The sequence below is a fragment of the Luteitalea sp. genome (assembly GCA_009377605.1).
GTDB lineage: Bacteria > Acidobacteriota > Vicinamibacteria > Vicinamibacterales > Vicinamibacteraceae > WHTT01.
In genome coordinates this window covers 1-12,903 of record WHTT01000131.1, presented here as the reverse complement: position 1 = coordinate 12,903, position 12,903 = coordinate 1, and the positions used below count along the sequence as shown (strand labels likewise).

At 63.6% G+C, this 12,903-nt stretch carries 9 protein-coding genes; 8 read left to right on the top strand and 1 reads right to left on the bottom strand.

The window, feature by feature from the left end; all coding sequences use genetic code 11:
- The 8 genes from GEV06_26335 to GEV06_26300 all read left to right on the top strand — a co-directional run.
- A partial coding sequence (locus GEV06_26335) for a TIM barrel protein (GenBank protein ID MPZ21381.1) occupies positions 1-669 on the top strand: 669 nt, incomplete at its 5' end.
- Positions 670-831: 162 nt separating this feature from the next.
- Positions 832-2,598 carry a GMC family oxidoreductase gene (locus GEV06_26330; protein ID MPZ21380.1) on the top strand — a complete coding sequence of 589 codons (1,767 nt, stop codon included), beginning with the start codon at positions 832-834 and terminating at the stop codon, positions 2,596-2,598.
- Positions 2,591-3,187 carry a hypothetical protein gene (locus GEV06_26325; GenBank protein MPZ21379.1) on the top strand — a complete coding sequence of 199 codons (597 nt, stop codon included), beginning with the start codon at positions 2,591-2,593 and terminating at the stop codon, positions 3,185-3,187. The genes GEV06_26330 and GEV06_26325 overlap by 8 nt, the downstream gene beginning before the upstream one ends.
- A gap of 308 nt (positions 3,188-3,495) precedes the next feature.
- Positions 3,496-7,224 carry a TonB-dependent receptor plug domain-containing protein gene (locus GEV06_26320; protein ID MPZ21378.1) on the top strand — a complete coding sequence of 1,243 codons (3,729 nt, stop codon included), beginning with the start codon at positions 3,496-3,498 and terminating at the stop codon, positions 7,222-7,224.
- A gap of 335 nt (positions 7,225-7,559) precedes the next feature.
- Positions 7,560-8,315 carry an FCD domain-containing protein gene (locus GEV06_26315; GenBank protein MPZ21377.1) on the top strand — a complete coding sequence of 252 codons (756 nt, stop codon included), beginning with the start codon at positions 7,560-7,562 and terminating at the stop codon, positions 8,313-8,315.
- Positions 8,316-8,468: 153 nt separating this feature from the next.
- On the top strand, positions 8,469-10,643 hold the full coding sequence (locus tag GEV06_26310) for a transketolase (protein ID MPZ21376.1): 2,175 nt from the start codon (positions 8,469-8,471) through the stop codon (positions 10,641-10,643).
- Positions 10,615-11,001, top strand: a complete 387-nt coding sequence (locus GEV06_26305; protein MPZ21375.1) for a cupin domain-containing protein — start codon at positions 10,615-10,617, stop codon at positions 10,999-11,001. Before GEV06_26310 ends, GEV06_26305 begins: the two co-directional genes overlap by 29 nt.
- Before the next feature lie 11 nt (positions 11,002-11,012).
- Positions 11,013-11,450 (top strand): hypothetical protein, encoded by a 438-nt coding sequence (locus GEV06_26300; GenBank protein MPZ21374.1) that lies wholly within the window; start codon positions 11,013-11,015, stop codon positions 11,448-11,450.
- Between the two features lie 45 nt (positions 11,451-11,495).
- On the opposite strand, the gene GEV06_26295 is transcribed toward GEV06_26300, so the two are convergent.
- Entirely contained in the window at positions 11,496-12,563 is a 1,068-nt protein-coding gene (locus GEV06_26295) for an SMP-30/gluconolactonase/LRE family protein (protein MPZ21373.1), read from the bottom strand.
- Positions 12,564-12,903: the final 340 nt, after the last annotated feature.

The window sequence follows — 12,903 nt, the reverse complement described above, 5'->3', positions numbered from 1 at the left end:
CCGTTTCGATTGGCCGGTTCGGAAGAAGACTTCAAAGAAGGATTGAAGGGGCTGAACGAGGTTGCGCAGTTCCTCACGAGCATCGACTGTCCGCGTATGATGGCCGTGCTCTCGCCCGCGAGCCGCACGCCGAAGGCGGAGCAGCGCAAGATCGTCCAGGAGCGATTGAGCGCCATTTCGGAGACCCTCGCGCCCTCGAAGATCCGCCTGGGGCTCGAGTTCCTCGGTCCGATGTACATGCGCACCCGCCTGCCGCACGAGTTCATCTGGCGGATGGACGAGACGCTCGAGCTCGCGAAGGACAGCGGCCCGAACATTGGGCTGGTGTTGGACGCCTGGCACTGGCACCACGCCGGCGCGTCTGATGCCGACATCCTCGCCGCCGGCAAATCGCGCATCGTCCACGTGCATGTCTCGGATGCCAAGGATCAACCCCCCGAGGAGGTGCGCGACAACCAACGCTTGATGCCCGGCGAGGGGATCATCGACCTGATGGCGTTCTTTCATGCGCTCGCGAAGATCGGGTACACGGACGCGGTCAGCCCAGAGCCCCTCGGCCGTGTGCCCGACGATATGTCCGCCGAGGAAGGCGCGCGCCTCGGGTTGGAGACGACCAGGCGGGTGATGGAGAAGGCAGGCGTGTTGACGGGTGACAGGGTGACAGGGTGACAGGGTGACAAGGTGACAAGGTGACGGGGTTTGCGGGCTGAAGGCAAGCACATCGAACGAAACGAAAGCCTCGCGCTACGCTCACCCCGAGCATCGAATTGCCTCTGACCTGGTCACCCTGTCACCCTGTCACCCTGTCACCCGTATCAAGGGGGCCGAGTGATGTCCCAGATCGTCAAGAGCGCGGCCGTTCACGACGTCGTGGTGATCGGGTCGGGTGCCGGTGGCGGCACGGTGACCAAGGTGCTGGCCGACCTCGGTGTGTCGGTGCTGCTGATGGAAGCCGGGCCGATGGTGAGCGCCGCGGACTTCAAGGAGCACATGGCGCCGTACGACGTGCCGCATCGCGGCGTTGGTGAGCGCGCCGAGGGCTACTTCGGTGAGCGGGCGGGACTACGCTTCGGTGCGACCTATGGCGGCGCCGAGCTCGAGGGCGAGCCGTACACAGTTGCCGAAGGCAGCGAGTTCCGTTGGTTCCGCTCGCGGTGCATAGGCGGTCGTACCAATCATTACGGGCGTATCACGCTTCGCTTCGCAGACTACGACTTCAAACCGCGCTCGCGCGACGGTCTCGGATGGGATTGGCCGATCTCCTACGAGGACCTTTCACCGTACTACGACAAAGCGGAGAAGCTCATCGGCGTGACCGGCAGTGTCGAAGGCATCCGCAGCGCGCCCGATGGCATCTTCCAGCCGCCGGCCGCGCTTCGCGTGCACGACGTGCTGGTTCAGCGTGCCTGCGCAACGCTCGGTATTCGCGCCGTCCACGGACGTCGGGCGGTCATCACGCAGCCGACCCACGGTCGCCCCGCCTGTCACTACTGCGGTCAGTGTGGGCGTGGATGCAAGACGGCGTCGAACTACGCGTCGAGCTATGTGCAGATCTTTCCCGCCATGAAGACCGGTCGCGTACAGGTCATCACCAACGCGATGGCGCGGGAGCTGGTGACGGACCAGAACGGCCGCGTGAGCGCCGTGTCCTATATCGACAAGACGAGTGGCAGCGAGCGGCAGGTGCGATGCCGGACCGTCGTCTTGGCCGCGAGCGCGTGCGAATCGGCGCGGCTGCTGCTCAACTCGAAGTCGGGGCGGCATCCCGAGGGGCTCGCCAACTCCTCCGGTCAGGTGGGGCGATACCTGATGGACACCGTCGGATTCGCGATGTCAGCGAAGGTCCCGGCGCTCGTCGGCATGCCGCTCTACAACTCGGATGGCTACGGGGGACATCTCTATGTGCCGTGGTGGCTGTGGGACAAGCACGAGGCGCTGGACTTCCCGCGTGGCTATCACATCGAGGTGGGCGGCGGGTACGGCATGCCTGGCATCGGATCGTTCGACAGCACGGTCGAGCGCCACGAAGGCTACGGCCTGGCGCTCAAGAAGGCCATTCGCGATGGGTACGGCGTGAACGTGAGCCTGAGCGGCCGCGGCGAGATGATTCCGAACGAGGATTGCTACTGTGAGATCGATCCAGAGGTGAAGGATCGGTGGGGCATTCCGGTGCTGCGCTTCCACTGGGCGTGGAGCGACCACGAGCTCGCGCAAGTGCGCCACATGCAGGCGACCTTCCGCGCGATTCTGGAGGCGATGGGCGGTCAGATCAACCCACGCCGGAGGAGGCCGGACCCACCGCCGTCGCAGGAGCCGAGCCGAGCTCGGATGGCGGTAGCGGCCCGGGCGCCCGATGATCCCCCCATCTCGACCGGCGGCGCGATCATCCACGAGGTGGGGACCGTTCGCATGGGTGACGACCCTCGCGCGAGCGTGCTGAACAAGTACTGCCAGGCGCACGACGTCAAGAACCTCTTCGTGGCCGATGGTGGCCCGTTTGTCGGCAATCCGGACAAGAACCCGACACACAGCATCATCGCGCTCGCCTGGCGTACCGCAGAGTACCTGGCCGAAGAAATGAGGAAGGCCGATGTCTGAGATCAGCAGGCGCGACATTCTCCGCACGCTCGCCTCGACCATCGTCTCCGCGGGCGTCATCGACCGAGTTGCGGCGCATGAGGTCCATGCGATCGTGGACCAAGCCGCGCGGGCCGCCGGCGGCGCCTACACGCCGACGGCGCTTTCTGCCCACGAGTTCCAGACGCTGGATCACTTGACGGATCTCATCGTTCCCGCCGAGAACGGGGGGCCGAGCGCGTCCGATGCAGGCGTGGCGGCCTGGATCGACATGCTCGCAGGCGTGAACGACAAGTTGAAGTGGATCTATACGAGCGGGCTGAAGTGGCTCGATGACGCGATGAGGCAAGAGGGTGCCTCTGATTTCCTCAGCGCATCGCACACCCAACAAACGGCAATGCTCGATCGCATTGCGTATCAGCGCAACGAGACGCCAGAGCTCGCGCCGGGAATCGAGTTCTTCCGGTGGACGCGCCGCATGACCGTGGACGGCTTCTACACGAGCAAGGTAGGGATGAGTGACATTTACCTCGGCAACACGGCGTCAGCCACCTACGTCGTGCCCGCCGAATCCATCCAGTACGCGCTGAAGCGAAGCGGTCTTGCATAGATGTTGGTCCTTCTGGCGTGGCGAGCCGCCCCGCTGGTGACGCCGGAGGTCCGTTCCGTAACAAATCCGTTTGACGCCGCCCGCCCGTGCTCGTAGCGTTGACGTTATCGAGCAGATGAGGCAGTTTCGCTCCGAGGGCCAATCCGTTGGCGAGGGGGCACAGCACCGTAAAGTACCTTCCACTCTCAGGGCGACTGCGGGTACACTCTCAGCACCGGAAACCGATGGAACCGCTTGCGGCCGCTAGGCCTCTATAGGTGCGGCCGCGGGAAGCTCGCTTCCCGAATTTCTTTGAGGAGGAGGGGATTATGGGACGCAGGACCAGCCTGACGGCCTTTGCCGTCGTTTGGGTCGTGCTTGGTGCGACGGCAGGGATCGTCTCGGCGCAGGTGACAACCGCCACGGTGGCGGGAACGGTCCGAGATGCCCAGGATGCCGCCGTGCCCGGGGCGACCGTGACGCTCGTCAGCGAAACGCGCGGCACCACATTGGGTGACGCGGTGACGAACGAGAGTGGCGACTTCGTCTTTGCCAATGTCCTGGCCGATGCGTACACCGTCCGAGTGACGTTGGAAGGCTTCAAGACCGTCACACGTGCCGGCATCGACGTCAGCCCTGGAGACCGGGTGGTGGTGCCGGCAACGGTGCTGGAGGTTGGCGGGCTGGATGAGACGGTGCAGGTGACCGCCGAGACACCGCTGATTCAGTCGCAGAGCGGTGAGCGCTCGTTCACCATCGCCACCACACAGGTCGAGAACCTGCCGATCTTGAACCGCAACTTCGCCACGCTGGGGCAGCTCACACCGGGTGTGATGGGCGGCGGGACCATGCAGACGCAGAGCGGCCAGCAGGCCAGCCGCATCGGCGGCGGCGGGCAGAACAACGTCATGATGGACGGCGTCTCCACGATGGACACCGGCAACAACGGCCAGATGCTGCAGATGAACGTGGAGTCGATTGCCGAGGTCAAGGTGCTCACCTCCGGGTACCAGGCGGAGTACGGCCGGTCGAGCGGCCTGCAGATCACGGCGGTGACCAAGAGCGGCGCGAACCAGTTCCGCGGATCGCTCTACGACGTCGAGCGCAACTCGGATTGGGACTCGAACACCTGGCGGAGAATCCACGACGGCGATCCCAAGGAGGACGTGAAGGAGCGCGACTGGGGCTATACCATTGGCGGGCCGGTGGGCCGGCCGGGTGGGAACAACAAGTTGTTCTTCTTCTACGCCCACGAGTACCGGCCGCGTGAGACCGGCGGCGCCATCAATCGGTTCCGGGTGCCCACGGCGCTCGAGCGGCAGGGAGACTTCTCGCAGTCGCGCGACAGGAACGGCAATCTCGTCAACCTGATTCGCGACTCCGCCACGGGGCTGCCCTGCACGGCGGGCGATACCCGGGGCTGCTTCCAGGCCGGGGGTGTCCTCGGCCGGATCCCGCAGAATCGGCTGTACGACGTCGGTCAGAACGTTCTGAATATTTACCCGGAGCCGAATGCCCAGGGGCTCGACTTCAACTACGAGACCGAGCTGCCGCTCGTCGACAACCTGATTCAGCAGCCGGCGATTCGACTCGATTACCAGCCGTCCGCGTCCTGGCGGTTCACCGGCAAGTACTCGTCGCAGCGTCAGCGGACCTTCATCCGCCCGGGGAACAACTCGATTCCCGGCTTCAACGACGTGGACAACAAACACCCGGTGATCCACGCGCTCTCGGTGACGGCCAACTACAACGTCAATCCCACCACCTTCGTCGAAGCCACCTACGGCGTGACGCAAAACCGGCTGGCGGGCGGTGGGGCCAACGGCGTGCTCATGACCGACGCGTCGAACCGGTTCAACCTCGGCCTCGGTGAGCTTCCGCTGCTCTTCCCAGACGCTGGAATCGTCGACGAACGTTACTACGCCTTCGGCACGCTGCAGGACTACGGCACGCCGTACTTCCAGGATGGCCGCATTCTGCTGCCGCCGGTCTTTCAGTTCGGAGATTTGATCGACGACAGCAACGGCAATCCGCCCCATCCGCCGAACCTGCTGTTTCCCGGCTGGCTCAACATCAACCGGACGCAAGACTTCTCGGCGAGCCTGACGAAAGTCATGGATCGGCACACGCTGAAAGCCGGCTTCTATTTCAACCACAGCTTCAAGGCGCAGAACCTCAACGCCGGCGGCGGCGCCTCGTTCCAAGGCACCTTGAACTTTGGTGAGAACACCAACAACCCGATCGATACCGGCTTCGGCTTCGCGAATGCCGCGCTCGGGATCTTCTCGTCGTACCAGCAGCAGTCGGAGTTCATCGAAGGCAGCTATCTGTACAACAACATCGAGTGGTACGTGCAGGACAACTGGAAGGTGAACGACCGGTTCACGCTCGACTACGGCATGCGCTTCACGCACCAGCAGCCGCAGTACGATCAGTTCTCCCAAGGGTCGAACTTCTTCCCCGATCAGTGGAGTGCGGCCAACGCGCCCGTGCTCTTCCAGCCGGCGTGCGTTGGGGTCAACCCGTGCTCTGGTGAGGACCGTCGCGCCAGGAACCCGGTGAGCGGCGAGCTGCTGCCTCCGGGCAGCGAGGCGCTCATCGGGCAGATCGTGCCCAATACCGGCGATTCGCTGAACGGGATCGAGCAGGCTGGCCAGGGGATCACGAAGCACAACTACGAGTGGCCGGCGATTGCGTTCGGCCCTCGTATTGGCGCAGCCTACGATCTCACAGGTGACTCGCGGATGGTGCTCCGCGGCTCGTGGGGGCTGTTCTTCGATCGTCCGGACGGCAACTCTGTCTTCTCGCAGAGTGGGAACCCGCCGAACTCGACCTCCACCACGCTGCGGTTCGGACAGTTGCAGAGCCTCGCGTCCGCGCCGGAGAGCCAGGGTGTGCCGCAGCTGATCATCTACCGGTTCGACAACGACAATCTACCCACGTCGTCACAGTGGAACGTCGGCCTGCAGATGGCGATACCGTGGTCCTCCACGCTCGACGTTGCCTATGCCGGACAGCGCTCGTTCAACGTCCTCGGTGCAGAGCAAGCGGGAAACGCCGTGAACATCAACGCGGTGGATTTTGGCGCGGCGTACCTGCCGCAGAACCAGGATCCCACACGCAACCCGAGCAGCACGCCGGGCGCAGCGGCCTACACGACGGAGTTACTGAGGCCGTTCACGGGCTATGCGAATATCAACCAACAGTGGCAGGACTTCTGGCGCCAGTACCATGGCCTCCAGTTCTCGTTCCAGCGGCGCTTCCGCGATGGCATTTCCGCTGGAGTGAACTGGAACCTCACCTTGAGCGACAAGGGCACGTTCGGCGTGCCCGTGCGCCTGGAGCACGGTCCGGATGGCAGCGTCTCCGTTCGAGAGGACCAGGCGGAGTTCAATGAGCTCATGGAAGACCAGAATACGCCAACGCATGTGTTCCGGGCCAATATCGTCTGGGCCCCCCCGAACATTGGACTGGGGTCCGGCGGCGGCGCGCGCGTGGCGGAAGCCATCATCAACGACTGGCAGGTCTCCGGCATCTGGACCGGCGCTTCCGGCACGAAGTACGACATCGGGTACGACTACGGGAACGACGGCGACAACGTGAACATCACGGGGTCCCCGGACTACGGCGGGCGCATCCGCATCGTGGGAGATCCCGGCAGCGGCTGTTCGGGTGATCAATACGGCCAGTTCAACGCGGCGGCGTTCGCGGCACCGATGCCCGGGAGCCTGGGCATGGAGTCCGGACGCAACTACATGAGCGGCTGCTGGCAGAACATCTGGGACATGGCGCTCGCGCGCAACTTCCGCATCGGCGGCACCCGGAACCTCCAGGTGCGCTTGGAGATCTACAACCTGTTCAACACGGTCGTGTACAACGACCGCCAGACGACGCTGCAGCTCAATAGCCCGACGGATCTGACCGTGCGCAACCCGCAGTTCAACGCCGACGGCTCACTCAATCAGGATCGCGTGAGACCGGCCGACGCGGGCTTTGGCGGGGCTGAAAACGCACTCGCGCTTCGCTCTGTGCAGTTGCAATTCCGGTTCTCGTTCTGAGCGCTGGGAGCAGCCGACAGGCAGCGGGGTGAACGCCGCAGCGTCGTAACCACGAGGACACGAAGGATCAACCACGAAGAACACGAAGATCACGAAGGATAACAACAAGAATCTCTTCGTGGTCTTCGTGTCTTCGGTGGTTTGATCTTCGTGTGCTTCGTGTGCTTCGTGTGCTTCGTGTTCTTCGTGGTTGATCCTTTGTGTCCTTCGTGGTGCTCCTTCGTCCCTTTCGTGGTTCGAGCCCTCGCGCCCGGTCCTACCGAAACGTCCCTCGTACTTTCTTCCCGCCAGAGTGCTACGATGTCGCTTGTTGTCTCTGACCTCCAAGGTGGACGATGAGCCCATCGAAGTCTGGCAGAAAGACCGTTACCAAGCACGTCAGGCGTCGGGTCCTGGAACGGCGGGTGCTCCGAGAGGACATCCGAGATGAGCTAATCGAAGATATCCTCCACGGGCGTCTCCCGCCCGGCGATCGGATCGTCGAGACCAGGATTGCCCAGCGCTTCGGCGTGAGTCAGGCCCCCGTGCGAGAAGCCTTGCGCGACCTCGAGCTGCTGGGGTTCATCGTCAGCTCACCGTTCCGTGGGGCGATCGTGCGGCAGCTGTCGGTCGAGGATCTGGTGCAGATCTATCCCATCCGGGCCGTGCTCGAAGGGCTCGCGGCGCATGACGCGGCAACGCGCATCACGGCGTCGGACTTGAAGCGGCTCGAAAGGTTGCTGGCGACGATGCGAAGCGCGGCGTCGCGAGGGGACAAGCGCGCAGCCGTCGATGCCGATTTCGCGTTTCACCTCACCATTGTGGAAGCCTCCGGCAACTGGCTGCTCAAACAGTTCTGGGAGCGCATGCGCCTGGCAACCACGACGCTCCTCACCATCGCGAAGACGCATCGATCTCTGCCGGAGATCGCAGAGCGGCATCAACTGGTGCTCGATGCCCTACGGAGCCGCGATGCCGACGCGGCGGAGCAGGCCATGCGCCGTCACATCGACGAGCCGGGACAGTGGCTCCGAACGGCGATGGAAGAAGCCGAGGCCCAGAAGCCTGATCAGAGGCGCTCGACCCCGCGGGCGAAGAAGGCCGCGGGGTGAGAGCGCCCGACCTCAAGGTCGGGCCTACACATTCGCCGGACGACGGACATGTAGGCCCGACCTTGAGGTCGGGCTTGTACGGCTGGTCTCGTGATAGACTACGCTCGATAATCGATTATTGTGCGATACCAAATCAGCACGAGCGTCAGACGTATGGAACCGAAGACTGTCATGGCGAACCGACCCGGCACTCTGCGACCCCCCGCGGCAAACGAGGACTACCTCCTGCGTCGCGGCATCCTCGAGCTGCTCGCGATCAAGGACTCGGACGTTCGCGTGTCGAGCCTCGAACAGTGCCGGGATGCGGTCGACAAGAGCCTACATGCCGGAGGCGCCTTCTCGGCCACCATTCCGCTCGTCGCCCTGTACTACGGCGGGTTCATGAACCTGGACATCGTCAATCCGACGCGGCGCGGGCAAGACCTGTTCGTGCTGAGCAAGGGGCACGCCGTGGCCGCCCTAGCGGCGATCTACGCCGAGTTGGGCTACTTCGACCGTTCGGTCCTACAGAAATCGCGCTCCTACACGAGCATCCTGAATGGCCACCCCGGGCCGGTTCTCCCCGGGATCCATCTGGCCACCGGTCCGATGGGACAGGGCTTGTCGGTGGCACAGGGGTTTGCGATCGTGGGACGCTCGGCGCCGCGCTTCGATACCTACTGCTTGTGCGGTGATGGCGAGATGCAGGAGGGCCCGATCTGGGAAGCGGTCATGTACGCCGGCCAGAAGCATCTGGACAATCTGTGCGTGCTCATCGACCGCAACAACGGCCAGCTCGACATCGCGAGCCGCATGGTGTTTCCGATGCCGGCGCTCGAATCAGTGTTTGCCGCGTTCGATTGGGAAGTGCACAGCGTCGACGCGACGCAATACGATGGGGTCTATTCGGCGCTCGAGAAGTTTCGGTACGGTCCGCGCACCGGCAAGCCGACGGTCATCGTCTGCCATTGCTCGAAAGGGGAGGGGGCGCTGTCCGACTTCCTGAACAAGCACAAGGTCACCGTTCCCGATGACGTGCTCGAGCAGGAGATGGGCTTGCAGTCCGCTCGACGCCGCGAGCGTGTCGACGAGCTCGACCGATTCATGCAGGATCTCAGTGACCATCCCGGCGGCGGCTCAATCCAGGAGGGGCTGCTGACGATGGCCCGGCAGATGCATCTCGAGGTCGCCCGGGGCCCGTCCGGTGAGCTGTTGCTGCCAGCCGTGGTTGGACCGGTTCAGACGGTGCGCGCGCCGCGACGCGAGAAGAAGGTCACCTACGATGCAGACCTCCTGCCTCGCCTCGATCGCACGAAGGCGTACGCGAGCGGCGAGATTGTCACCCGCGCCATGAAGGTCTTCGCGCGCGACCGGGCGGTGGTGTCGATCGATGCGGACCTCGCCACGACCAGCGGCCTGGAGGCGGGAGTGGCGGCCGTGGACCAGCACCGTGCGCTGAATGTAGGCGTAGCGGAGGCCAACATGGCGGGCATTGGCGAGGCCTTCGCGGCGTTGGGCCATCAGACGTGGATCAGCACCTTTTGTCCGTTCTTCGACTGGAAGGTGCTGCGGCGCATCGCCGTGGGCTACCAGGAGCGCCTGGAGGCGATCGAAGCGCCGGACGGCTGGTTGAGCGAGGGACACGGCCTGGACCTCACGATGCTCGCGACGGCCGCGAACTTCGAGACCCGCACCAACGGCGCGACACACATGGGCAACGACGATTGCACGATCTTCGATGGTCTCGGCCACCTGAAGATTGTCGATGTGTCCTGTCCACAGCAGATGCTCGCCCTCATGAAATGGACCATGGAGGGCAGCCGCGGGCTTCTCTATGTGCGGGTGATGCGCACCGCGTCCGCGGTGCTCTACGACGGCGACTACACGTTCGAGCTCGGCAAGGGCTACGTGCTACGCGAGAGCCCGGCCGATGCGGCCGTGATCGTCAGCAGCGGTCGTGGCGTCCATGAAGCGCTGGCCGCCGCCGCCGAATGCGCCAGCCACGGCCTGGAGGTCGGCGTGGTCGACATGCCGTCGATAGACGAGGACTTGCTGATCCGGTTGTGTGAGTCGGGCACGCTGGTGTGCGTCGCAGAGCAAAACAACGGCTACATCTTCCAGAACTTGCTGAAGGTGCTGTACCGCCGCGGTAAGGACAGAGGGACGAGCCTCGAACGCGTCGTGGCAATCAATACCCTGGACAGCGAGGGGCGGCCACGCTTCATTCATTCTGGAACCTATGAGGAGCTGATCCGAGCCTTCGGCCTCGCCCCGTCGCAGATCGCCGAAGTGGTCCACCATCACGTGGGAGAACATCGACATGAGCGTGCCTACACGACACGAAGCTGACGCGGAGGAGCTCGACTTGCCGGGTCGGCGCCTCCGTTGGCTGGTGTCGGACGACAGCTTGAGCGCCGAACACTGTTCCGTGTGTGTGATCCGCGTCGCTCCGGGGGAGAAGGTCAGACCTGCGCATTCTCATCCCAACGGAGAAGAAGTCATCTACATCATTCGTGGCTCGGGACGCGTGCTCGTGGACGGCGAAGTGCAGACAGTGGCGGCCGGAACCGCAGTGCTGTTTCCCCGAGGCGCCGTCCACATGCTCCACAACACGGCCAGCGAAGAGATGAAGGTCGTCTGCTTCTTTGCCCCGGCCACGAATCTGGACAACTACCAGCTCCACGAAGGTGTGGACTTTCCCGACTGAAGGAGTGGACGATGAGAGCTGATCTCTACGCGCTGACGATATTTCTCGGAGTTGTGCTGGCCGTTCACCTGGCGATGAACGGCAAGGTCGGCAGCGTGCTGGACAACGCCAGGGTCGGGAACGCGCTCTTCTGGTGCATCGGTGCGGTCGGTGCGGTGGTCATCGGGCTCACGGGCTGGCATGCGGACGCTTTGAGCGGACTGAAGAACGTCAATCCCCTCCTGCTGACCGCCGGCCTCATGGGCGCCTGCCTCGTGTTTGGCATTGCCTGGCTCATTCCTCAGATCGGCGCCGGACCGGTGATGATCATGCTGCTGGCCGGCCAGATCCTCGGCGGGATGCTCCTCTCGCACTTCGGTTGGCTCGGCTCACCCGTGCGGCCGGTGACGATGACGAACCTCGTCGGCGCGCTGGCGATGTTGGGCGGTGTCCTCCTGGCAACACGTTGAAGCCATGGATCGACGCTTGCGAGAGACCACATCGTCCAAGTCGAATCAGAATGAGGAAGGCTTGCCTGAACCCGTCGAGGCCACTGTTTCGCGCCAGTGCACCATGGGCAGACCTGGAACCGGAGACCGAAAGTACGGTATGCGCGTGCCTTTCAGGGAGCCGATGTACACCGTTTGCAGATCACGGCCGCCGAATGTGACGCTCGCCATCCACGGTGCGATTCCTCGGCCGGTGGCAAACAAGACGTCTTCGTTGACGTGATTTCGCAAGAAGGCGCGCTCCAGGGCATCGATTTGTTGCGGATCCCCTTCGTCCAGCAGGATCCGCAAATCTCCCTGGGGCGTGAGGACGAAGAGCTTGTCGGAGTAGACGAGGGTTCCCCAAAGATTGCCGTAGCTATCGAAGGCGATGCCATCCGGCCACGCACCTTTCCCTAGGTTGCTCGGGCCAAAGATCTCCCGCCCCCTCACGGTACCCTTCTCATCGATCCGCAAGCGGCTGATGCACCCTCCTGTGGTCTCGACCACATAGAGGAGCTCTTCCTTCTCATCGAAGCGGATCTCATTGGTGAAGCGGAACCCGTCGGCCACGATGTGGAAGCCACCGTGGTCATACCGAGCCAGATATCCATCCGCCAAGTCGGTCCGTAGCGCGTGCATCCAATTCGTGACACGCGTGGAGACCGTTACCCAAATCCGGTCTCGCGAGTCCCGCAGGACGAAGTTGACCTTCCCGATCGGTTGACCGTCGATGCGGTCCGCCACGACCCTCGACGTGCCATCTCTAGACATCACTTCTAGACAGTCGGTCCCAAAGTTCGAGATCAAGAAGTCGCCGTCTCGGTTGAACGCCAGGCCGTTCGGCAACGTGCCTTCCAGGTAACGCGCCGCCTCGCTGCCGGCATTCGCGAAGTGCGCCGACCGCTTCTGGGTGATGATCTCCTGGTGACCGTTGGCGCCGAGCTTGACGATGCCTCCGCGAGCGTCGGCCACCCACAACGTGCCATCGCGCTCGGCCAGAATGCATTCGGGACGCTGGAGCTCATCGCCAATATACCGAATGGTGCTCTTGTCGACGCCAAAATCGAGGATCGGGTTCGGTTTCGGTTTCATACACGACAGGGCGCACTTTGCTCGTCAAGAGATGCCGAAGCGACATCACAGGGAGGCGACAATATCCTCGGCCTGGCTCCAGCGATCTATGGGCAACATCTCGCTCGTCGTCCGCGCTGTGGACCGGGCACTCGGCGTTCAGCCGCCGGAACCGGGTTTGGTGATGCAAAAGGGACCACGGCCGCGATGAGCTGGCCTGGTGCTACCGTCCTTCGGAATTGTGGCCAGCACGGGATGTGTGCCAGCGCGTGCCAGAGGCACGCATGTCGCGTCCCGCTAGTGTCGTGTCTCAAAGGTTCGTTCGCAAAATCGCTTGACCTTGTCGAGGATCGCGTCGGCG